Annotated in this window: 20 protein-coding genes; 12 read left to right on the forward strand and 8 right to left on the reverse strand. The window is 73.9% G+C overall.

The window, feature by feature from the left end; all coding sequences use genetic code 11:
- Positions 1 to 9 precede the first annotated feature (9 nt).
- The 3 genes from M8J74_RS19370 to M8J74_RS19380 are packed head-to-tail and all read right to left on the reverse strand — an operon-like array spanning position 10 to position 2,629.
- Positions 10 to 1,407, reverse strand: a complete 1,398-nt coding sequence (locus tag M8J74_RS19370; RefSeq protein ID WP_249837627.1) for an FtsX-like permease family protein — start codon at positions 1,405 to 1,407, stop codon at positions 10 to 12.
- A complete protein-coding gene (locus tag M8J74_RS19375) occupies positions 1,404 to 2,099 on the reverse strand; it encodes an ABC transporter ATP-binding protein (RefSeq protein WP_249837628.1) in 696 nt (231 codons plus the stop codon). Before M8J74_RS19375 ends, M8J74_RS19370 begins: the two co-directional genes overlap by 4 nt.
- A complete protein-coding gene (locus tag M8J74_RS19380; RefSeq protein WP_249837629.1) occupies positions 2,096 to 2,629 on the reverse strand; it encodes a PadR family transcriptional regulator in 534 nt (177 codons plus the stop codon). Before M8J74_RS19380 ends, M8J74_RS19375 begins: the two co-directional genes overlap by 4 nt.
- Before the next feature lie 223 nt (positions 2,630 to 2,852).
- On the opposite strand from M8J74_RS19380, the gene M8J74_RS19385 reads away from it, so the two are divergent.
- From M8J74_RS19385 to M8J74_RS19395, 3 genes are all read left to right on the forward strand, one after another.
- Complete coding sequence (locus tag M8J74_RS19385) at positions 2,853 to 3,083, forward strand: hypothetical protein (RefSeq protein WP_058925250.1); 231 nt, start codon at positions 2,853 to 2,855, stop codon at positions 3,081 to 3,083.
- Positions 3,084 to 5,195, forward strand: coding sequence for a 4-alpha-glucanotransferase (gene malQ / locus M8J74_RS19390; protein WP_249837630.1), 2,112 nt, complete (start codon positions 3,084 to 3,086; stop codon positions 5,193 to 5,195).
- An 88-nt stretch (positions 5,196 to 5,283) separates the two neighbouring features.
- A complete protein-coding gene (locus M8J74_RS19395; RefSeq protein WP_249837631.1) occupies positions 5,284 to 5,547 on the forward strand; it encodes a hypothetical protein in 264 nt (87 codons plus the stop codon).
- Between the two features lie 124 nt (positions 5,548 to 5,671).
- On the opposite strand, the gene M8J74_RS19400 is transcribed toward M8J74_RS19395, so the two are convergent.
- The gene (locus M8J74_RS19400; protein ID WP_249837632.1) at positions 5,672 to 6,319 is read right to left on the reverse strand and encodes a TetR/AcrR family transcriptional regulator; all 648 of its coding nucleotides are present in this window, start codon (positions 6,317 to 6,319) and stop codon (positions 5,672 to 5,674) included.
- Between the two features lie 128 nt (positions 6,320 to 6,447).
- Here M8J74_RS19400 and M8J74_RS19405 point away from each other — a divergent pair, with 128 nt between their 5' ends.
- A complete protein-coding gene (locus M8J74_RS19405) occupies positions 6,448 to 7,893 on the forward strand; it encodes an FAD-dependent monooxygenase (RefSeq protein WP_249837633.1) in 1,446 nt (481 codons plus the stop codon).
- Positions 7,894 to 7,917: 24 nt separating this feature from the next.
- On the opposite strand, the gene M8J74_RS19410 is transcribed toward M8J74_RS19405, so the two are convergent.
- The gene (locus M8J74_RS19410; RefSeq protein ID WP_249837634.1) at positions 7,918 to 8,427 is read right to left on the reverse strand and encodes a MarR family winged helix-turn-helix transcriptional regulator; all 510 of its coding nucleotides are present in this window, start codon (positions 8,425 to 8,427) and stop codon (positions 7,918 to 7,920) included.
- 73 nt (positions 8,428 to 8,500) lie between these two features.
- Between M8J74_RS19410 and M8J74_RS19415 the strand changes: the two genes are divergently transcribed.
- Positions 8,501 to 9,988, forward strand: coding sequence for an MFS transporter (locus tag M8J74_RS19415; RefSeq protein ID WP_249837635.1), 1,488 nt, complete (start codon positions 8,501 to 8,503; stop codon positions 9,986 to 9,988).
- On the forward strand, positions 9,985 to 10,914 hold the full coding sequence (locus tag M8J74_RS19420; RefSeq protein ID WP_249837636.1) for an EamA family transporter: 930 nt from the start codon (positions 9,985 to 9,987) through the stop codon (positions 10,912 to 10,914). Before M8J74_RS19415 ends, M8J74_RS19420 begins: the two co-directional genes overlap by 4 nt.
- Here M8J74_RS19420 and M8J74_RS19425 read toward each other — a convergent pair.
- Complete coding sequence (locus M8J74_RS19425; RefSeq protein ID WP_249837637.1) at positions 10,904 to 11,809, reverse strand: SDR family oxidoreductase; 906 nt, start codon at positions 11,807 to 11,809, stop codon at positions 10,904 to 10,906. The two genes, M8J74_RS19420 and M8J74_RS19425, sit on opposite strands and share 11 nt — an antisense overlap.
- 131 nt (positions 11,810 to 11,940) lie before the next feature.
- Here M8J74_RS19425 and M8J74_RS19430 point away from each other — a divergent pair, with 131 nt between their 5' ends.
- The 3 genes from M8J74_RS19430 to M8J74_RS19440 all read left to right on the forward strand — a co-directional run bounded on the left by M8J74_RS19430 (position 11,941) and on the right by M8J74_RS19440 (position 15,136).
- Complete coding sequence (locus tag M8J74_RS19430) at positions 11,941 to 12,828, forward strand: LysR family transcriptional regulator (protein ID WP_249837638.1); 888 nt, start codon at positions 11,941 to 11,943, stop codon at positions 12,826 to 12,828.
- An 81-nt stretch (positions 12,829 to 12,909) separates the two neighbouring features.
- Positions 12,910 to 14,295 carry a sigma-70 family RNA polymerase sigma factor gene (locus M8J74_RS19435; protein WP_249837639.1) on the forward strand — a complete coding sequence of 462 codons (1,386 nt, stop codon included), beginning with the start codon at positions 12,910 to 12,912 and terminating at the stop codon, positions 14,293 to 14,295.
- Between the two features lie 82 nt (positions 14,296 to 14,377).
- A complete protein-coding gene (locus tag M8J74_RS19440) occupies positions 14,378 to 15,136 on the forward strand; it encodes an SDR family NAD(P)-dependent oxidoreductase (RefSeq protein ID WP_249837640.1) in 759 nt (252 codons plus the stop codon).
- Positions 15,137 to 15,229: 93 nt separating this feature from the next.
- On the opposite strand, the gene pepN is transcribed toward M8J74_RS19440, so the two are convergent.
- Positions 15,230 to 17,800 carry an aminopeptidase N gene (gene pepN, locus M8J74_RS19445; protein ID WP_249837641.1) on the reverse strand — a complete coding sequence of 857 codons (2,571 nt, stop codon included), beginning with the start codon at positions 17,798 to 17,800 and terminating at the stop codon, positions 15,230 to 15,232.
- 119 nt (positions 17,801 to 17,919) lie between these two features.
- On the opposite strand from pepN, the gene M8J74_RS19450 reads away from it, so the two are divergent.
- A complete protein-coding gene (locus M8J74_RS19450) occupies positions 17,920 to 18,390 on the forward strand; it encodes a DUF1203 domain-containing protein (RefSeq protein WP_249837642.1) in 471 nt (156 codons plus the stop codon).
- Here M8J74_RS19450 and M8J74_RS19455 read toward each other — a convergent pair.
- Complete coding sequence (locus tag M8J74_RS19455; protein WP_249837643.1) at positions 18,387 to 19,403, reverse strand: aspartate-semialdehyde dehydrogenase; 1,017 nt, start codon at positions 19,401 to 19,403, stop codon at positions 18,387 to 18,389. The genes M8J74_RS19450 and M8J74_RS19455 overlap by 4 nt on opposite strands.
- A gap of 304 nt (positions 19,404 to 19,707) precedes the next feature.
- On the opposite strand from M8J74_RS19455, the gene M8J74_RS19460 reads away from it, so the two are divergent.
- The gene (locus tag M8J74_RS19460; RefSeq protein WP_058925264.1) at positions 19,708 to 20,235 is read left to right on the forward strand and encodes an RNA polymerase sigma factor; all 528 of its coding nucleotides are present in this window, start codon (positions 19,708 to 19,710) and stop codon (positions 20,233 to 20,235) included.
- A 1-nt stretch (position 20,236) separates the two neighbouring features.
- Positions 20,237 to 20,965 carry a hypothetical protein gene (locus tag M8J74_RS19465; RefSeq protein ID WP_249837644.1) on the forward strand — a complete coding sequence of 243 codons (729 nt, stop codon included), beginning with the start codon at positions 20,237 to 20,239 and terminating at the stop codon, positions 20,963 to 20,965.
- Positions 20,966 to 21,000: the final 35 nt, after the last annotated feature.

Genomic DNA, 21,000 nt, shown 5'->3' on the forward strand with positions numbered 1-21,000 from the left:
GTCACGCGCTCACGCGTAGCGCAACTCTGCGGGGCGGACGGAGCGGCGCAGCAGGGGCAGTGACGTGGCCGCGGCCAGCAGGCAGCACCCGTACACCGCGAGCGGCACCAGCAGCGCCGGGTACGGCACGACGGTGCGGTCCGCGGCGAGCGAGGCGTACCAGACGCCGATCATCATGCCGCCGGCGCCCGCCACCGCCACCCCCGGCAACAGCGGCAGCGCGGTCTCCAGCAGCAGCGCCCGGCCCAGCACCGCGCGCGGCACCCCCGCGGCGGTCTGTGCCGCCAGGCCCCGGCGCCGGGTGGCGAGTGACTCGGCGGTGCCGACGGCGAGGGCGGCCAGGACGATCAGGAAGCTGACCAGGACGGCGGCGCCCGCCAGGTCGGCCCCCGTCCTGTAGTACGACACGTCCATGGCCGAGTGGTGGGCGTGGACGGCGTTCACCTCCGCGATCAGGGCCTGCCGCACCCCCACGAAGCCTGTGCCGACGACCGTCACCAACAGCACCGCCGCATGGGTGCGGGCCGCCGCCCACGGGTCGTCGGACAACCGTTCCGCCGCGATCAGCACCGCCGGGTTCCGGGTCCGGGCGGCGAGCGCCGTACCCAGACGCCGGGAGGACCAGCCCGCCAGCGACACCGCCGTGGCCCCGACCAGCAGGCACAGGCCGAAGACGGTGAGCGGGCCGAGGGCGAAGCCGGCCAGGGGCAATCCGAAGGGGTCCCCGTTGACCGTGCTCACCGCGAGCAGCACCGCCGGCACCGCCAGCAGGCCGGTCGCCACCCGGAACACCCGGCCCGGACCGCGCGTCGGCCGCGTCCGGCGAATCCATCCCAGCGGCGACGCCACGACCCGGCGCAGCGACAGGGCGCTCACCACGGCTCCCGCCACCGGCACCAGCACGGCCACCTGGGCCATGCCGGCCCAGGCGAGGGCGTCGGGGTGGTGCCACACCCGGAGCAGGAACAGCACCGCGAACACGGTTGTCACCGCCGAACCGGCCAGACAGGCCAGTCCCGACTCCAGCGCGGCGATCCGCCGCACCTGGGCGGGGGTGGCACCGGCCAGCCGCAGCGCCGCAAGTCGCCGGTCGCGGTGCACCGCGCCGACGCGCGCGCACTGCCCGAGGAATCCCAGTACGGGCAGGAGCAGCAGCATCAACGCGATGATCACGCCGTCGCGCGTGCCGGGTTCGTCGAGCAGCCCGGGGCCGATCAGCACCTGGTTCGCCCCGTGCGTCTCCGCGATGGAGAGGCGGTACTGCCCGTCCATCGGCACCAGGACGGCGATCACCAGCCCGATGCCCGTCGCCAGGGCCGCGCCGAGCGCCGTGAGCGCGGCCCGCCACCACTCCCGGCGGTCCGAGCCGCGCGTGAGCAGCCACGCCAGCCGCAGATCCGCCCTCACGCCGTCACCCCCGCGACCGCCACGGCGCCGTCGGCCAGCCGGACCTCGCGGTCCGCGTACGCCGCCACCTGGTCGTCGTGCGTGACCAGCAGGACGGCCGTGCCCGCCTCGCGGGCGGTGTGCGCCAGGGCCGTCATGACCTGTTCGGTCGCCAGGGAGTCCAGGGCCCCCGTCGGCTCGTCCGCGAAGACCACCCGCGGGCCGGTGACCAGGGCGCGCGCCAGCGCCGTGCGCTGCGCCTGGCCACCGCTCATCTCGCCCGGGCGCAGCTCTCCCTGGCCGCGTACGCCGAACCGCTCCAGCCATGCGCCGGCCCGTGCGCGGGCGTCCCCGCGGGGGGTACCCGCCAGCATCAGCGGCAGCGCCACGTTGTCCAGCGCCGTCAGCTCCGGTATCAGCTGCCCGAACTGGAACACCACCCCGAAGTCCGACCGCCGCAGTTCGCTCAGCCGCTTCTCCGGCAGCTGGTCCAGACGCTGTCCGGCATACGTCACCACGCCCGCGTCCGGCCGGACGATCCCGGCGAGGCAGTGCAGCAGCGTGGACTTCCCGCTGCCGCTGGTACCGGTCACGGCGAGGATCTCGCCGGCGCCCAGCTCCACCGAGGCGCCGCGCAGCGCCCGGGTCATGCCGTGCGTCTTGGTCAGGTCGCGGGCCGCCAGAAGCGGCACCGCGCTGTCCCCGTTGCTCATGCTGCGTCGACCTCCGCGGTCAAAGTGGTGAGCCGGGCCGCCGTCGTGGTCATCCAGCGGAGGTCGGCATCGAGGTGGTTGAGGGCGTAGTCCGCCGAGAGCACGGTCGCCAGATCGGCGCCCTTGGCGGTCTTGACCGCCGTGAGCTCCCGCATCCGCTCCATGTGCGCGGCGCGCTGGGCCCGCAGATAGGCCTCCGCGTCGCCGCCCGACAGGATCGACACGACGACCTTCGCGAAGATCTCGTTGGTCACGAAGGGGGCGGGCGGGGCGATCTCCCCGGCCCAGTGCGCCAGTTCCCGCGCCCCGTCCTCCGTCGAGCGGTACGTCGTCCGCTCCGGCCCGCCGTCGGCGCCGGTGCCCTCCACCTCAGCGAGGCCGTCGCGGACCAGACGTTGCAGGGTCGTGTAGACCTGCCCGTAGGCCAGCGGACGGGCCTGTGGGAAACGTTCGTCGTGCCGTCGCTTCAGGTCGTAGCCATGGCTCGGCCCCGAGGCGAGCAGCCCCAGCAGGATGTGGCGGGTGCTCATGCCGATCATTATGCACTCGATACATGTACTGAGTGAATAGTGATCGCCAAGTCGGCTGAAGCGCTCGGGGCCGGCCGGGGTGATCGACGGGCAGTCGCCCGTGCCGAAGTGGCGCAGAATGTGACAAGAGGCACCTGGTTCCTTCCCGTACGTCTGCCATCGCGTCCACTGGGTAGGGCTGCGGTAATCCGATACGTCGTCGTACCCGACAAGGAGGCCCCTCGTGGCCGCACCGGCACACCCCCTCTCCAAACCCGTGGCGCACCTGCCCTCCCCGGCCCACGAACCGCGCTTCTGCGTGTTCAGCGCCGAGGGCGCCCGCGCCGACACCCCGCTCACCAGTGAGCCGCCGCTGCCCGACGCCGAGCCCCTCACCAGCGAACCCCCGCTCGCCGACGCGCCGCCCCTGACCAGTGAGTCGGCGGCCCTCGAACTGGAAGCCGTGAGGCCCTAGATGACGACGCAGGGGCCGGCCGAACCGCCCTCCCACGAGCTGTCCCGCCTCGCCGAGCTGCACGGCGTCGCCACCTCCTACAGCCCGTCCCCCGACCGCACGGTCGCCGCCTCTGCCACCGCCGTCACCCTCGCCCTCGCCGCGCTCGGCGTCGACGCGAGCACCGAGGAGGCGACCCGCACCGCACTCGCCGCCCGCGAACGCGAACTGGCCGCACGGCTGCTGCCGCCGACCGTGGTGCGCTGGGCCGACACCGAGTCACCCGCCCTCGCCGTCCTCCCGGCCGGCACCCGGCTGCACATCGAGACCGAGCAGGGCGAGACACGCTCGTCCGCCGACCGGCTCCCGCCCGGCGTCCACCGCCTGACGGCCACCGCGCCCGACGGCCGCACCGCCGAAGCCCACCTGGTCGTCGCCCCGCCCCGGCTGCCCACGCCCACGGCCCGCTCGTACGGCCTGCTCGTCCAGCTCTACTCCCTGCTCTCCCGGCGCTCCTGGGGCATGGGCGACCTCGGTGACCTCGCCGAGCTCACCGCCTGGGCCGGCCGCGCGCTCGACGCCGGCTTCGTCCAGGTCAACCCGCTGCACGCGGCCGTGCCCGGCGCCCCCACCGACCCCTCCCCCTACCGCCCCTCCTCCCGCCGCTTCCCCGACCCCGTGCACCTGCGCGTCGAGAACGTCCCCGAGTTCGCCCACGTCCAGGACCCCGAGCGGGTGCGGGGGCTGCTGGAGCGTGCCGGGCGGCTGCGGGAAGCGGTCCTGGACAAGGACGCGCTGATCGACCGGGACGCCGTCTGGGAACTCAAGCGCGAGGCACTGGAACTCGTTCACGCGGTGCCGCTCGGACCGGGGCGGCGCGCGGCCTACGCCGACTTCCTCGCCCGGGAGGGCCAGGCCCTGGAGGACCACGCCACCTGGTACGCCCTGGCCGAGGTCCACGGACCGGACTGGAGCAACTGGCCCGAGGGCCTGCGCGACCCGCGCTCGCCCGAGACCGCCCGCGCCCGCACCGAACTGATGGACCGGGTCGACTTCCACTGCCGTCTCGCCTGGCTCACCGACAGCCAGCTCACCGCCGCCCAGCGCACCGCCCGCGAGGCCGGGATGCCGATCGGAATCGTGCACGACCTGGCGGTCGGCGTGCACCCCGGCGGCGCCGACGCCTGGGCCCAGCAGGACCACTTCGCCGCCGGGATGTCGGTCGGCGCACCGCCCGACGCCTTCAACGCACGCGGCCAGGACTGGGGCCTGCCGCCCTGGCGCCCCGACCGCCTGGCCGAGTCCGGCTACCAGCCCTACCGGCGCCTGCTCCAGGCGCTCTTCCGCTACGCCGGCGCCCTGCGCATCGACCACGTCATGGGCCTGTTCCGCCTCTGGTGGGTGCCCCAGGGGCACCCGCCCACCGAGGGCACCTACGTCCGCTACGACGCCGAGGCCATGCTCGCCGTCCTGGTCCTCGAGGCCTCCCGCGCGGGCTCGGTCGTCATCGGCGAGGACCTGGGCACGGTCGAGCCCGGCGTGCGCGACCGGCTGCGCGAACGGGGCGTGCTCGGCACGTCCGTGCTGTGGTTCGAGCGCGACTGGGAGGGCGACGGCCGCCCCCTGCCGCCCGAGGCCTGGCGTGCCGACTGCCTCGCCACCGCCACCACCCACGACCTGCCGCCCACCGCCTCCCGCCTCACCGGCGACCACGTCGAACTCCGCGACCGCCTGGGGCTGTTGACCCGGCCCGTGGCGGAGGAGCGGGCCGAGGCCGCGGCCGACGCGGGGGAGTGGCTGGCCTACCTCGCCCGGCTCGGCCTGCTCGACGGCACGGGAGGCGCCCACGGCGCCTCGGAGGAGGAGGCCCGCATCCAGGCCGTCCACCGCTTCCTGCTGCGCACGCCCGCCCGGATGGTGGGCGTCTGGCTGCCGGACTGCGTCGGGGACCGCCGGCCGCAGAACCTGCCGGGCACCTGGGACCAGTACCCGAACTGGCGGCTGCCGATCGCGGACGCCGACGGCAGGCCGGTGACGCTGGAGGAGCTGGCGGCCAGCGGGCGCCTGCACGCCCTGCTGGAGGTGGTGCGGGACGCGGGTTCCGGCGGCCGCGGCCGGCAGGCGCCCGCCTGACCGGGCGGCCGCCCCGCCGCGTCCCCGCAGCGCCCTCGTACGGCACCCCGGACGCGCGGTCCCGAACGGCGTTGGATACTTTGGGCCCGTGGACAAGAAGAACGCCCTGCGCGCCGGCGCCCTGGCCTCCGGCACGACGCTGATGATGCTGCTCATGTCGTCCCCCGCGCTCGCGCTCACCCGCGACGACGGCGACGACCCCGGCAACGGCCTGAGCGTCATCGAGACGCTGGGCCTCTACGTGGCCCTCCCGATCGCCCTGTTCGCGATCATCGCGGGCCTGGTCATGGTGCTGGACCGGTCCCACGACCGGCAGGACCGGACCAGCTCCAACGTCGACGTCAAGGCCTGACCCGACGCCTTTCCCCGACGGCCTTCCTTCGAGGGCCTTCCCGGCGGCTTTTCCCGAGGGCGCCGACCTCGCCGTACGCACGCGCATCCGCTCCGCGTACGGCGAGGTCGGCGCCCTCGTGCGTTCAGGGGCTCGGCGCGGTCAGATACCGCTGCAGCGTCGGCGCCAGCCACGCCTCGATCTCCGTGCCGTGCAGCGCCACGGCCGGCGGGATCCGCAGGACGTAGCGGGTCAGCGCCAGCCCGAGCAGCTGCGTCGCGCACAGCGCGGCCCGCGTCGGCACCTGCTCCGGGTCCGGGCACACCTGGCGGGTGACCGGCAGCAGCTGGTCCCGGAAGATGCCCTGCATGCGGTCGGCCCCGGCCCGGCTGGCCGCCGCCACCCTCAGCAGGGCCGTGAGCTCCTCGTTCTCCTCCCACATGCGCAGAAAGTGCCGCGTCAGGACCCGGCCGACGTCGTGCCGGGGCAGTGAGGTGAGGTCCGGCAGCTCCAGGTCCACCGCGACGGCCGCCGCGAACAGGCCCTCCTTGGAGCCGTAGTACCGCATCACCATCGAGGGGTCGATCTTGGCGTCCCTGGCGATGGCGCGGATGGTCGCCCGGTCGTAGCCGTCGGAGGCGAAGCGCTCGCGGGCCGCGGCGAGGATCGCGCCACGGGTGGCGTCGGAGCGGCGCTGGGCGGCGTGGCCGGGCTCGGTGCCGGCTGCGGTGCCTGCTTCGGTGCCTGGCTCGGTGCTGCTGTCGCTGTCGCTGTCGCTGTCGCTGTCATGCATGCCAACGAGCGTAGGCCAACATGCGTAGGCCAACAAGTGTTGACTTGGTCGGGCGGGTGCTTCTACTGTCGTCAACAAGCGTTGGCAAACAGACGTTGGCAAACAAGGGTTGGCATCAGGAGGTTCCCATGAACGGCACCGCGTCCCACCGCTCCGTGCTCGTCGTCGGCGCCGGCCCCGCGGGGCTCCTGCTCGCCGGGGACCTCGCCGAGGCCGGTGTCCCCGTCACCCTCGTCGAGAAGCGCCCCCACAGGATCAGCAACCTCTCCCGGGCCTTCGTCCTGCACGCCCGCACCCTGGAGCAGCTCGACACCCGTGGCCTCGCCGACGAGCTGGAGCGGGCCGGGCGCCCCCTCGACCGCCTCCGCCTCTTCGGCCGCCTCACGGTGGAGCTCGACACCCTCCCCTCCCGCTTCAACCACCTCCTCGTCATCCCGCAGTACGAGGTGGAGAAGGCGCTGTACCGCCGGGCCGTCGAAGCGGGCGTCGACTTCCGCCACGAGACCGAGCTGACCGGGCTCGCCCAGGACGCGGACGGCGTGACGGCCGAGGTCCGCGGCCCCGGCGGCGCGACGGAGTCCCTGCGCGCGGCGTACGTCGTCGGCACCGACGGCATGCGCAGCGCCGTACGGGACGCGATCGGGCTGCCCTTCCCGGGCCGCTCGGTGATCCGGTCCGTCGTCCTCGCGGACGTGCGGCTGGCCGAGGAGCCCGAGACCCTGCTCACCGTCGACGCCGTCGGTGACGCCTTCGCCTTCCTCGCGCCCTTCGGCGACGGCTACTACCGCGTCATCGCCTGGAACCGCGCCCGAGATGTCGCCGACGGCGAACCCCTCGGCCTCGACGAGGTCAAGGAGGTCACCAGGCTCGCCCTCGGCCGCGACTACGGCATGCACGACGCCCGCTGGATGTCCCGCTTCCACAGCGACGAACGCCAGGCGCCCGCCTACCGCGTGGGCCGCGTCTTCCTCGCCGGGGACGCCGCGCACGTCCACACCCCGGCCGGCGGCCAGGGCATGAACACCGGCCTTCAGGACGCGGCCAACCTGAGCTGGAAGCTGGCCCAGGTGGTGGGCGGCCACGCGGACCCGGCGCTTCTCGACAGCTACCAGGCCGAGCGGCACCCCGTCGGCACGGCCGTCCTGCGCAGCAGCGGCGGCATCGTGCGCCTGGCGATGGCCAAGGGGCCGTGGGAGCTGGGGCTGCGCGCGGCACTGACCGCGTTCCTGAACGCCGTCGCCCCGGCCCGCCGCAGGGCGGCCCGCCAGATCACCGGGATCGGCTACCGGTACCCGGCGCCGCGGGGCGCCCACCGCCTCACCGGCGCCCGGGTCCCGGACGTGGCCCTGGAGAGCGGCCGCCTCTACGAGGCCCTGCGCGGCGGCCGGTTCGCCCTGATCACCCCCGAGCCCCACGCCGGCCTGAGCACCGACAGGGACCGGCTGACTGTGGAACGCTGGGCGAGCGGGCGCGGTACGACGCTGCTGGTGCGGCCCGACGGATACGTGGCCTGGGCGGCGGAGTCGGCGGACGCGGCGGCGATCGAGGACGCGCTCGCCCGGCACGTCGGCTGACGCCGAGCGGCGGCCCTCGGGGTCCTAGTGCTCCGTCTCCTGTGTCCCCGCCAGCAACTCTCGCAACAGGTCGGCCAGTTGGCCGGCCTGTTCGTCGTCCATCGGGGACAGTGCCGCCGTCTGGACGGCCAGGCCCGCGCCGACCGCCTGGTCGATGACCTCCAACCCCTTGTCGGTGAGCGTCACTTGGAGGGCCCGGCGGTCGTGTGGGTCGGGGGAGCGGCGCAGGAGTCCGGCGCGCTCCAGCTTGTCCAGGCGGCCGGTCATGCCGCCCGTGGTGAGCATCAGGGTCGCCGAGAGCTGGCGCGGCGAGAGGGTGTACGGCTCCCCGGAGCGGCGCAGGGTCGCCAGGACGTCGAACTCGCCGCGTGAGATGCCGTACGGGGCGTAGGCCTTCTCCATGCGGTCGCCCATGGTGCGCGAGAGCCGGTAGATCCGGCCGAAGACCTCCATCGCCCTGGTGTCGAGGTCGGGCCGCGCCCGCGCCCACTGCTCGATGATCGCGTCGACGGCGTCCTTGCGCTCTGCACTCATGTCCCGAGTATCCGCACCGGTCCGGTCGGCCGCAAGAAAGTAGCTTGACGGAAAGTTGCTTAGCGCTAAGCTAATGACAGCCAAGCTAATCGTGGAGGGGCCGACCGTGGAGAAACCCGAGCGCATACCCGGCCAGTGGGCGCTGCCCGTCGCCGCCGCCGTCAACGGCGTCGGCACCGGCATGTACGTACCGTTCACGCTGGTCTTCTTCCATCACGTCACCGGCCTGTCCTTCACCGTCGTCGGCCTGGTGCTCACCGTGACCGGGCTCGCCGGGATGGCCGCGCTGCCGCCGGCCGGGGCGGCCGTCGACCGGTTCGGCGCGCGGCGCGTGCAGCTGGCGCTGTACGGGGTGCGGGCCGTCGGCTTCGCCCTGTACCCCTTCGCCGGCTCTCTTCCCGCCTTCGCCGCGGTCGCCCTGGTCACCGCCGCGGCCGACCGCGCCTTCCCCGCCGTACAGTCCTCGCTGCTGGGCGAGGTGGCGCGGGGTGCCGGCCGGGACCGGCTGCAGGCGGCCAACCGGGCGATGCAGAACGGCGGCTACGGCGCCGGCGCCCTGCTCGCCACGCTCGTCATCGCACTCGCCGGCACCACCGGCTACACCTACGCGGCCTGGGGCAACGCGCTGTCCTTCGCCCTCGCCGCGCTGCTGCTGCGCCCCCTGCGGCCGCTGCCCGCGACCGGCCGCGCGGCGGAGCCCAGGGCCGGGGCCGGATACCGGCTGGTGCTCGCCGACCGGCCCTTCCTGGTGGTCACCGGCGCCAACTTCCTGAACGCGCTCAGCTATTCGGCGCTGTCGGTGCTCTTCCCGCTGTTCGTCGTGGAATGGCTGCACGGGCCCGCGGTGCTCACCGGCGCCGCGTTCACGCTCAACACCGTGCTGTGCGCGGTGGCCGGGGTGTTCGTCGGCGGGCGGGTGCGCCGGACCGGGGCACGGCGCACCCGGGCGGCGGCGCTGGGCGGCGCCCTGTTCGCGGCCGCGTTCCTCGCGCAGATCGCGCTGGGCACCCTGCGGCCGGGCTCCACGGCGGTGCTGGGCGGGGGCCTGGTCGCCGTGGTCCTCGTCTACACCCTCGGTGAGCTGATCCACAGCCCCGCCGCCGAGGTCCTCGCCGTGGCGGCGGCCCCCGAGGCCGTGCGCGGCCGGTACCTGGCGGCCTACCAGATGTCCTGGTCGCTGGCGAAGGCGGTCGCGCCGTCGCTGTTCACGGCACTGCTCGCGGTGGACGGCCGGGCGCCCTGGGCGCTCCTCGTCCTCACCTCGGCCGCCGCCGCGGCCCTCCTGATCCGCACGGAACGGCACCTGCCGGCCGACGCGGTACGCCCCACGACGACCACGATCGTCCACACGGCCACCGCGCCCACCACGACCGGAACCACGCGGCTCGCCTCCCGCACGGCGGGAGTCGGCACCGCGCCGAGCGCCTCCCGCCAGCCGGAAGCGGCCCCGCCGAGCCCCTCCCTCACAGCGGCAGCCAAGAGAGCGCCGCTCGCCTCCCGCCCCGCCGCAGCCGGGCCCACCCCGCTCACCTCCCGCCCCGCCGAAGGAAGCCGGTCATGAAGCGTTCCGCAATCGTTCTGGGTACCGCGCTCGCTCCCGTGTCCTGGGGGACCACCTATGCCGTCACCACGGAGTTCCTGCCGGCCGACCGGCCTTTGTTCACCGCGCTCGCCCGTGCCCTTCCCGCGGGGCTGGTGCTGCTGGCCGTCGGGCGGGTGCTGCCGCGGGGGGCCTGGTGGTGGCGGTCGGCCGTGCTCGGCGCGCTGAACATCGGCGCGTTCTTCCCGCTGCTGTTCCTGTCGGCGTACCGCCTGCCCGGCGGCATGGCGGCCGTCGTGGGCTCGGCCGGGCCGCTGTTCGTGGTCGGGCTGTCGGCGCTGCTGCTGGGTCAGCGGCCGACGGGGCGGGCCCTGCTCGCCGGGTTCGTGGCGGCGTTCGGCGTCAGTCTCGTCGTCCTGAGGGCGGCCGGGGCGCTCGACCCCGTCGGCGTCCTGGCCGCCGTCGGCTCGACCGCGTCGATGTCCACCGGCACGGTGCTCACCAAGAAGTGGGGGCGTCCCGACGGGGTGGGCCCGCTCGCCCTGACCGGCTGGCAGCTGACGGCCGGAGGGCTGCTCATCGCCCCGCTCGCCCTCCTCGTCGAGGGCGCCCCGCCCGCCCTGGACGCCCGCGCGATCGGCGGCTACATCTACCTCGCCCTGGCCAACACGGCCGTCGCCTACTGGCTGTGGTTCCGCGGCATCGGCCGCCTGACCGCCACCCAGGTCACCTTCCTCGGCCCGCTCTCCCCGCTCACCGCCGCGATCGTCGGCTGGGCGGCCCTCGGCCAGACCCTCACGCCGGTCCAGCTGGCCGGCATGGCCCTGGCGTTCGGGGCGACGGTGGCGGGGCAGCTCGGGGCCGGCCGGCGGGCGTCCCGCGTCGCCGCGGGAGACACCGTGACGGAGGCACCCAGCCCCGCGCCCGCGCCCTCGCCTACGCGCTGAAGTAGTGCCCCTCCTCCAGGTCCTCCAGCAGGCCCGGGCCCGTCGGCTCCCAGGACAGCCACTTCCGGGTCAGCGTGTTCGACGCCGGTACGTCGAGGGGGACGATGTGACCGAGCCAGCCGAAGTGGGCCTCCGCCTCCTCGGCGGCGACGGAGCGCACCGGCAGGTCCAGGTGGCGGCCGATGGCGTCGGCGATCTCGCGGAACGGGACACCCTCCTCGCCCACGGCGTGCAGGCGGCTGCCCGCCGGCGCCGACTCCAGGGCGAGCCGGACCAGACGGCCGGCGTCCGAACGGTGCACGGCGGGCCAGAGGTTGGCGCCGTCACCGACGTGCCCGGAGAAGCCCTTCTCCCGGGCGAGGGCCACCAGCATCGCGATGAAGCCGTGGTCGCCCCGGCCGTGCACGGTCGGCGGGAACCGTACGGCGGCGGACCGCACCCCGCGGTCCGCCAGCGCCACGGCCGCGTCCTCGCTCCGCGCCCGGACCGCTCCGAACGACTCCGGCGGGGCGGTGTCCTCCTCGGTGTTGACCCGGCCCGGCGGCAGCAGCGCGGTGCCCGAGGCCATCACGAAGGGCCGGTCCGAGCCCTCCAGCGCCGCCCCGATCGCCTCGACGGCCCGCAGGTCGGCCGCGCACGCGGCGGCGAAGTCGAAGGTGCCGGAGAAGTCGTGGATGAAGGCGAGATGGGCGACGCCGTCGGCGGCGGCCGCCCCCGCGGCGAGGGAGGCCGGGTCGGCGAGGTCCCCGCGGTGCACGCCGGCCCCGGCCGCCCGCAGCGCCTCGGCCGAGGCGTCGGAGCGGGCGAGACCGGTGACCTCGTGACCGGCGTCGAGGAGTTCGCGGACCACGGCGGAACCGATGAAACCGGTGGCGCCCGTGACGAATACGCGCATGACGGAGTGCCCTTCGAAAGGGGTGGGTGGGTGTGCCTCCATCCTCGGGAGGAGCCGCGGGCCGCGTCCAAAGCCTGTTTCGCATGGCGCAATACGGCTGAGGCATCACCGCAGGTGAGTAGGCTGAACGCATGGCCGACCTCGACCTCCGTCTGGTCCGTTACTTCACCGCCGTCGCCGAGCACCGCCACTTCGGGCGGGCCGCGGCGGCCCTGCACATCACCCAGCCCTCCCTGAGCCGGCAGATCGTCGGCCTGGAGGCGCAGGTCGGCGCCCGGCTGCTGGACCGCACCCCGCGCGGCACCCGGCTCACCGAGGCCGGAGAGGCGTTCCTGCCCCGCGCGAGGGCGCTGCTGCGCTCCGCCGAGCAGGCCGCGGCCGAGGCCCGCGCCGCCGCCGAGCCGAGCAGATTCACCGTCGGTTTCACCAGCGGCCTCATGGTCACCGCGGCCGTGCGCGAGATGCGGCGCCGGCATCCGGAGGCGGATGTGCGCAGCCGGCACCTGGGCTGGGACGAGGGGCGGGCGGCGCTGCTCGGGCACCGGGTGGACGTCGTGGTGACCCGGCTGCCCTTCGCCACCGACCAGCTGGAGGTGACGGTCCTCTACGACGAGCCGAGGGCCGTGGTCGTCCCCGTCGGTCACCGGCTGGCCGGCAAGGAGTCCGTGACCGTCGACGACATCGCGGACGAGCCGATGCCCCGGATCACCGGCGCCGACCCCGCCTGGGCTGCCTTCTGGCGGCTGGAGCCGCGACCGGACGGCCGCCCGGTGCCCGAAGGCCCCGAGATCCAGGACCTGGAGGACAAGTTCGAGGTCGTCGCCGCCGGGGAGGCCCTGGTCGTCACGGCGTACCCGACCGGCATCCGGCTGCGCCCCGACCTGACCGCCGTCCCGCTGCACGGCGTGGAGCCCAGCCAGGTCGCCCTCGCCACCCGGGCCGGCGACCGCGGCCGTCTGGTGACCGCGTTCCGCAAGGTCGCCCGCACCCACCTCACGGGGCCGGCCGAACCGGCGTGACCGAGGGGTCCCCGCGGCCCCGTACCGCGATAGCGTCACTCCGTCCCCACGTGACGCAACGCGCCCAGCCCGGAGGTGCCCGTGGTCGCCGACGTCTGTGCCAGCTGCGGCAAGCCGCTGCCCGCTCGGGCGGGCCGTACCGGCCGCAGTTCCGTGTACTGCTCGGCCGCGTGCCGGCAGAAGGCCTACCGGGAGCGGCGGCAGAACGCGGCCGACGCCGGGGCCGGTGTGCAGGGCCTGATCGACGACATCGGGCGCCGGGTGACGGACCTGGTGCCGCAGCCGGCGTCCGTCCTGTACTCCGGGGTGACCGAGCTGTCGGCGTCCGTCGCCCGGCTCCGCCGCGTCGCCCGGGTCGCCCGCGACACCGCGAACGATTCCGTCACGCAGGCGACCGTGACGCAACAAGGCACGGGAAACGTCACGCCGACCGCCCCCGGGGAAAACGTCACGCCGGAACCCGTGACGCAACCCTCCGCCGCCCGCTCCGCCCTCACCGAGGCCGACTTCGCCGCCCTCACCGAGTCCCACCGCCGCGAGATCCACGTCCACTGCTACCGCATGACCGGCTCCTACGACGACGCCGAGGACCTCGTGCAGGAGACGTTCCTGCGGGCCTGGCGGGCCCGGGACGCCTTCGAGGGGCGGGCCGGCGCCCGCACCTGGCTGTACCGCATCGCCACCAACGCCTGCCTGGACTTCCAGCGCCGCACCGCCCGCCGCCCCCAGCGCTACGAGCCGATCCCCGGCATGAACCACGGCACCGGCGAACCCCCCGCCCGCCTCACCTGGCTCCAGCCCTACCCCGACGACGAACTGCCCTCCGCCGAGGAACAGCCCGAGGCCGCCGCCGTCTCCCGGGAGACCCTGGAACTGGTCTTCCTCGCCGCGATCCAGCACCTGCCGCCCCGCCAGCGCGCCGTGCTGATCCTGCGGGACGTGCTCGGCCTGTCCGCCGCCGAGACCGCCGACGCCCTCGGCCTGACCGTCGCCTCCGCCAACAGCGCCCTGCAGCGCGCCCGCCCCACCCTCCGCGACCACCTGCCCGGCCGGCGCGCCGACTGGCGCACCGCGGAGCCCACGGACGCCCAGCGCACCGTCCTGCACCGGTACATGAGCGCCGCCCAGACCCTCGACTTCACCGCGATGACCGACCTGCTCAGCAAGGACGTCACGCTGACGATGCCGCCCAACCCGTTCTGGTTCACCGGCCGGGACGCGCTCGTGGAGTTCCTGCGGCCCACCCTCGACCCCGCGTCCCCCCTGTTCTTCGGCCACTGGCGGCACCTGCCCGCCCGCGCCAACGGCCAGCTCGCGGCGGGCGGTTACGTCCGCAGGCCCGGCACGAACGTCTACCGCGCCCAGGTCCTCGACGTCCTGCGCTTCGACGCCGACGACCGGATCGTGGAGATCACCTCCTTCGAACCGCACCTGTTCCCGGCCTTCGGCCTGCCGCTGCGCCTGTGACCCGGCCCCACCGATGAGCGGGCGAGGTCCCGTGCGTCTGTATGTCCGACCGACACGGAACGCACTTCCTCAGGAGATCACCATGCTGCTCACCGACAAGACCGCGATCATCTACGGCGCCGGCGGCTCGATCGGCGGTGCGGTCGCCCGCGCCTTCGCGGCCGAGGGCGCCCGCCTGCACCTGGTGGGCCGTACCCGCGAGACGCTGGAGGCGGTGGCCGCCGACCTCGAGGACGCCGAGGTCGCCGTGGTGGACGCGCTCGACGAGCAGGCCGTCGAGGAGCACCTCGCGCGCGTCGGTGACGTCGACGTCTCCTTCAACCTCGTCACCCGCGGCGACGTGCAGGGCGCCCCACTCACCGAGATGCCCGTGGACGACTTCCTGCGGCCGGTGACCGACGGCCTGCGCGCCAACTTCCTCACCGCCCGCGCCGCCGGCCGCCGCATGGCCGAGCGCGGCTCCGGCGTGATCCTCACCCTGAACAGCGGCTCCGCGCACGGCAGTCCGATGATGGGCGGGACCGGGCCCGCCGACGCCGCGATCGACACGCTCGTACGCAACCTGGCGATCGAGCTGGGGCCGCGCGGGGTGCGGGCCGTGGGCATGTGGGCGGCCGGGGTGCCGGAGACGTTCACCGTCGAGAAGCTGTCCGCGGTCAACCCCGCCATCGACGCCGCCGCCGTCCAGGGCATCGTCGAGGGCCTCGCCCAGATGCGCATGACCCGCCGCAACCCCACCCTCGCCGAGGTCGCCGCCACCGCCGTCTTCCTCGCCTCCGACCACGCGGCCGGCCTCACCGGCACCTTCGTCAACGTCACCGGCGGCATGGTGGCCCGCTGAGGGCACGGACGCGAAAGGGCGCCCGGCGGATCGCCGGGCGCCCTTCGTCGTCGTAGCGCTTCGCCTCGTAGCGCTTCGCGTCGTACCCGCGGACTAGACGGCCGCGTCCGCCGCCTGCGCCTTCAGCGCGCGTTCCACGCCCGAGCGGGACTCCGAGACCAGGCGGCGCAGGGCCGCGTTCGGCTCCGCGTCGGCCATCCAGGCGTCCGTGCGGTCCAGGATCTCCTGCGAGACCTGGAACGCCGGGTACAGGCCCACGGCGATCTGCTGGGCCATCTCGTGCGAACGCGACCCCCAGATGTCCTTGACCACCTCGAAGTACTTCTCCGTGTACGGCGCCAGCAGCTCGCGCTGGTCGGCCTGCACGAAGCCGCCGATGACCGCCTCCTGCACGGCGTTCGGCAGCTTGTCGGACTCCACGACCGACGCCCAGGCCTCCGCCTTCGCCTCGGCCGTCGGACGGGCGGCGCGGGCGCTGGCCGCGTGCCGCTCACCGGCGGCCGTCCGGTCCCGCTCGTACTCGGCGGCGATCTCCGCCTCGTCGAACCGGCCGACCGCCGCGAGCCGCTGCACGAACGCCCAGCGCAGGTCGGTGTCGACGGTCAGCCCCTCGACCGTCTGCGAACCGTCGAGCAGCGCCTCCAGCAGGTCCAGCTGCTCCGGCGTGCGGGCCGTGGCCGCGAACGCGCGCGCCCAGGCCAGCTGGTGGTCGCTGCCCGGCTCCGCGGAGCGCAGATGCGCGAGCGTGGCGTCGGTCCAGCGGGTCAGCAGGGCCTCACGGGCGGTCGGGTCGGCGTACATCTCGATCGCCAGCTTCACCTGGCGGTGCAGCGACTGCACGACACCGATGTCGGACTCCTTGCCGATGCCCGACAGGACGAGGGACAGGTAGTCGCGGGTGGCGAGTTCGGCGTCCCGGGTCATGTCCCAGGCCGACGCCCAGCACAGGGCGCGCGGCAGCGAGGACTCGAAGTCGCCGAGGTGCTCGGTGACGAACGCCAGCGAGTGCTCGTCGAGACGGACCTTGGCGTACGACAGGTCGTCGTCGTTGAGCAGCACCACGGCCGGACGGCGCTTGCCGGCCAGCTGCGGTACGGCGGTCAGCTCGCCGTCGACGTCCAGCTCGATCCGCTCCTCGCGGACCAGCTTGCCGCTCGCCTCGTCGAGCTCGTACAGGCCGACGGCGATGCGGTGCGGCCGCAGCGTCGGCTCGCCCTTGGCGCCCGCCGGGAGCGCCGGGGCCTCCTGGCGGATGGCGAAGGAGGTGACGACGCCGTCGGGGCCGGTCTCGATCTCCGGGCGCAGGACGTTGATGCCGGCCGTCTGCAGCCACTTCTCCGACCAGGTGCCCAGGTCACGGCCGGAGGTCTCCTCCAGCGCGCCGAGCAGGTCGGACAGGCGCGTGTTGCCGAACGCGTGCCGCTTGAAGTACGCCTGCACACCGCGGAAGAACTCGTCCATGCCGACGTAGGCGACCAGCTGCTTGAGGACGCTGGCGCCCTTGGCGTACGTGATGCCGTCGAAGTTGACGAGCACGTCGTCGAGGTCGCGGATCTCGGCCATGATCGGGTGGGTGGAGGGCAGCTGGTCCTGCCGGTAGGCCCACGTCTTCATGGAGTTGGCGAACGTCGTCCACGAGTGCGGCCAGCGCGAGGCGGGGTGGTGCGCCTGGCAGGCGATGGAGGTGTAGGTGGCGAACGACTCGTTCAGCCACAGGTCGTTCCACCACTCCATGGTGACGAGGTCGCCGAACCACATGTGCGCCAGCTCGTGCAGGATCGTCTCCGCGCGCACCTCGTAGGCGGCGTCGGTCACCTTGGACCGGAAGACGTACTGGTCGCGGATGGTCACCGCGCCCGCGTTCTCCATCGCGCCCGCGTTGAACTCCGGCACGAACAGCTGGTCGTACTTCTTGAACGGGTAGGCGTAGTCGAACTTCTCCTGGAACCACTCGAAGCCCTGCCGCGTGACCTCGAAGATCGCGTCGGAGTCCAGGAACTCGGCGAGCGAGGGCCGGCAGTAGATGCCCAGCGGCACCGACTGGCCGTCCCTCTCGTACACGCTGTGCACGGAGTGGTACGGGCCGACGATCAGTGCCGTGATGTACGTCGAGATCCGCGGCGTCGGCTCGAACACCCAGACGTCGTCCTTGGGCTCGGGCGTCGGCGAGTTGGAGATGACGGTCCAGCCGGCCGGCGCCTTCACCGTGAACTGGAAGGTGGCCTTGAGGTCCGGCTGCTCGAAGGAGGCGAACACCCGGCGCGCGTCGGGCACCTCGAACTGGGTGTAGAGGTACGCCTGTTCGTCGACGGGGTCGACGAAGCGGTGCAGGCCCTCGCCGGTGTTGGTGTACGCGCAGTCGGCGACCACGCGCAGGATGTTGCGGCCCTCCAGCAGGCCGGGCAGGGCGATGCGGGAGTCCGCGAACACCTCGGCCGGGTCGAGCGCGTCGCCGTTCAGGGTGACCTCGTGGACCGTCGGGGCCACCAGGTCGATGAAGGACTCCGCCCCGTTCTCTGCGACGTCGAAGCGCACCGTCGTCACGGACCGGTACGTACCGCCCTCTTGCGCGCCGGAGAGGTCGAGGTCGATCTCGTACGACTCGACGGTGAGCAGCTTCGCCCGCTGCTGAGCCTCTTCGCGAGTCAGGTTTGTGCCAGGCACGCGGTCATCTCCTCGGTATGTGTCGGTTCGGCGGTCCGGCCATCCTTCCACGCCGGTGGAGGGAAGGCGATGTCCAATAACCGCCGGTGAGCGCGGCGGCCGCGCGCGACCGTGAACACATGACGACCTACACCGCACGACCCGTCGAACCGTCCGTCCTCAAGGAGCTGCGCACCGCCGACGACGCGGGCCGCCCGATGACCGCGTTCACCGACGACGAGGGCGGCGCGCCCCTGCGCTGCTGTCTGCGCCGCAGCGCGCCCGGGGAGCGGATCGCCCTGGTGTCGTACGCGCCGCTGCGCCGCTGGGCGGCCGCGACGGGCGCCGCCCCCGGGGCCTACGACGAGCAGGGGCCCGTCTTCGTCCACGCCGAGGAGTGCCCGGGCCCCGACCTCGACGGCCACCCCTTCGCGAACGCGCACCGCGTCCTGCGCCGCTACTCCGCCGAGGGCCGCATCCTGGGCGGGGAACTGGTCGACGCCCCGGACGACGACGCCTTCCGGACAGCATTCGACGACCCGGCCGTGGCGCTCGTCCACGTCCGGGCCGTCGAGTACGGCTGCTTCCTCTACGAGGTCAGGAGGCCCTAGCTCTTGAGCTCGGCCGCCACCAGTTCCGCGATCTGCACCGCGTTCAGGGCCGCGCCCTTGCGGAGGTTGTCGTTGGAGATGAACAGGGCGAGGCCGTTGTCGACGGTCTCGTCCGCGCGGATGCGGCCGACGAAGGACGGGTCCTGGCCGGCGGCCTGCAGCGGGGTGGGGATGTCGGAGAGCGCGACGCCCGGGGCGCCGGCGAGCAGCTCGGTGGCGCGCTCGGGGCTGATCGGGCGGGCGAAGCGGGCGTTGACCTGCAGGGAGTGGCCCGAGAAGACGGGGACGCGGACGCAGGTGCCGGAGACCTTCAGCTCGGGGATCTCCAGGATCTTGCGGGACTCGTTGCGGAGCTTCTGCTCCTCGTCGGTCTCGTTCAGGCCGTCGTCGACGAGGTTGCCGGCGAAGGGCAGGACGTTGAAGGCGATGGGCCGCTTGTAGACGCCCGGCTCGGGGAAGTCGACCGCTCCGCCGTCGTGGGTGAGCTTGTCGGCGTCGGCCACGACCTTCTGCGTCTGGCCGTGCAGCTCGGCCACGCCCGCGAGGCCCGAGCCGGACACCGCCTGGTAGGTGGCGACGACCAGCGCCTCCAGGCCCGCCTCGGCGTGCAGCGGCTTCAGGACCGGCATCGCGGCCATCGTCGTGCAGTTCGGGTTGGCGATGATGCCCTTGGGGCGGTCGGCGATCGCGTGCGGGTTCACCTCGGAGACGACCAGCGGGACCTCGGGGTCCTTGCGCCAGGCGGAGGAGTTGTCGATCACGACCGCGCCCTGCGAGGCGACCTTTTCGGCCAGCGCCTTCGAGGTCGCGCCGCCCGCGGAGAACAGCACGATGTCCAGGCCGGTGTAGTCCGCGGCCGCCGCGTCCTCCACCGTGACGCCGTCCAGGACCGTCCCCGCCGAACGGGCCGAGGCGAACAGGCGCAGCTCGGTGACCGGGAAGTTCCGTTCCGTGAGGATCCTGCGCATGACCGTGCCGACCTGACCGGTGGCTCCGACGATTCCGACCCTCACGGTGACTCCTTCTGGATGTTCTCGGTGTCTGCGGCTTTTCCATCATGCGGCCGACCCGGTGCCACCTGTCCAATTCTTTGCACGCCATGCCCGAGGAGCGGGACGGCACGGACCGGTCTGCGGCTGCCAAACTCCCGCCACGCCCCTTCTGAGCTGCAGAAGTTCGCCCTACGATCGCCCTTCGCCGCAAGCCGTGCAGCTCCGGGCGCGGGTGTGACGTACGCCTCTACACGTGGCGCCAACCTCCGGCGAACGTTTCCGGGCCGTCCCGCGTCGTAGAGGAAACGCGGTGAGGGGGTGGCTTGTGCTGCGCAGGAAGGCCCGCCGGGTCCAGGAGGACGATCACGGTGATCCCCTGGACGCGGCTCAGGAACGCCGGGTGCGGGCGGTGCTCGCGCTGGGCGGGGTGCCGCAGGCGGACCTGCCGGACGGGGTACAGCAGGTACGCCTGCGGCTGCTGGAGCGGGCGGCGAAGGGCTACGAGGCGCCGCGCGACGTCTCCGCGTGGGCGGCGGTCGTCGCCTCCAACCTCGCCATGGACTGGCACCGGGCCAAGAAGCGCCAGGAGCGGCTGGGGGAGCGGCTGTCCTCCCTGCGCCAGCACGAGCAGCCCTCCGGCGAGGACACCAGCGTGCTGTCCCTGGCCGTCGCCCAGGGGCTGGACGAACTGCCCGACGCCCAGCGTCAGGTCCTCGTCCTGCGCTTCTACGCCGACCTGCCCGTCCGCTCGATCGCCCAGGAGCTCGGCGTCCCGGAGGGCACGGTCAAGAGCCGGCTGCACACGGCGGTCCGGGCCCTGCGCGCCCGCCTGCACGAGGACGAGGTGGTGTGAGATGACCGCCGAACACGAGACCCACGGACCCGGCGACGGCACGGACGCGCTGATGGCCGCGATCACCGGCGAGCGGCCCCCGGACGGCGCCGACGCCGCCTTCCTCGCCGAGCACCGGCGGGCCGAGGCCGATGTGGCCCTGCTGCGCGAGCAGCTCGGGCTGATCGGGGACGCGCTGGCGGCGCGGCCGCGGCCGGACCGGCAGCCTTCGGCGGTACGGGCGCCCCGCGCCCGGCGCCCGGTGCGCAGGTTCGCCTTCGCGGGCCTCGCCGTCGCCGCCGTCACGGGCGTGCTCTCGGGCATGGTCTGGCTGCTCGGACAGGCCGGCGGCGGCATGGGCGCCGACTCGAAGAGCGCGTCCGGCGCCAAGGCCGCCGACTCGGCCGCGCCCCGCTCGCCGTTCTCCAGCCCCGGCTACCTGGCCTGCGCGGGCCTGGTCGCCGAGGGCGAGGTGACCCGGGTGGAACAGGCGCCGGGCGAGGCCGGGCACGAGCGGATCACCCTGCACGTGACCCGGTCGTACAAGCCCGCGAAGGGGAAGGGGGAGGTGAGCCTGCTGGTCGACGGGGAGACCGTCCCCAAGGACCTGCACAAGGGCGACCGCGTCCTGGTCGGCGTGCCGCCGCAGGCCACCACCCCGGACTACGTCCTCGTCGGGGAGAAGGACATCGCCCGGGAGCGCCCCGGGCTGCTCGGGGCCCTGCCGGAGTCGGCCGGCCTCACCTGCTGACGGGCGGGGACGGCGAGGGGCGGGCGCCCGTACGG

The sequence above is a fragment of the Streptomyces panaciradicis genome (assembly GCF_023516615.1).
GTDB classification, from domain to species: domain Bacteria; phylum Actinomycetota; class Actinomycetes; order Streptomycetales; family Streptomycetaceae; genus Streptomyces; species Streptomyces panaciradicis.

Coding starts and splice junctions, on each gene's coding strand:
- M8J74_RS19375 (WP_249837628.1), bottom strand. CDS start 2,099: ATGAGCAACGGGGACAGCGCGGTGCCGCTTCTGGCGGCCCGCGACCTG.
- M8J74_RS19380 (WP_249837629.1), bottom strand. CDS start 2,629: ATGAGCACCCGCCACATCCTGCTGGGGCTGCTCGCCTCGGGGCCGAGC.
- malQ (WP_249837630.1), top strand. CDS start 3,084: ATGACGACGCAGGGGCCGGCCGAACCGCCCTCCCACGAGCTGTCCCGC.
- M8J74_RS19400 (WP_249837632.1), bottom strand. CDS start 6,319: ATGCATGACAGCGACAGCGACAGCGACAGCGACAGCAGCACCGAGCCA.
- M8J74_RS19405 (WP_249837633.1), top strand. CDS start 6,448: ATGAACGGCACCGCGTCCCACCGCTCCGTGCTCGTCGTCGGCGCCGGC.
- M8J74_RS19410 (WP_249837634.1), bottom strand. CDS start 8,427: ATGAGTGCAGAGCGCAAGGACGCCGTCGACGCGATCATCGAGCAGTGG.
- M8J74_RS19415 (WP_249837635.1), top strand. CDS start 8,501: ATGACAGCCAAGCTAATCGTGGAGGGGCCGACCGTGGAGAAACCCGAG.
- M8J74_RS19420 (WP_249837636.1), top strand. CDS start 9,985: ATGAAGCGTTCCGCAATCGTTCTGGGTACCGCGCTCGCTCCCGTGTCC.
- M8J74_RS19425 (WP_249837637.1), bottom strand. CDS start 11,809: ATGCGCGTATTCGTCACGGGCGCCACCGGTTTCATCGGTTCCGCCGTG.
- M8J74_RS19430 (WP_249837638.1), top strand. CDS start 11,941: ATGGCCGACCTCGACCTCCGTCTGGTCCGTTACTTCACCGCCGTCGCC.
- M8J74_RS19440 (WP_249837640.1), top strand. CDS start 14,378: ATGCTGCTCACCGACAAGACCGCGATCATCTACGGCGCCGGCGGCTCG.
- M8J74_RS19450 (WP_249837642.1), top strand. CDS start 17,920: ATGACGACCTACACCGCACGACCCGTCGAACCGTCCGTCCTCAAGGAG.
- M8J74_RS19465 (WP_249837644.1), top strand. CDS start 20,237: ATGACCGCCGAACACGAGACCCACGGACCCGGCGACGGCACGGACGCG.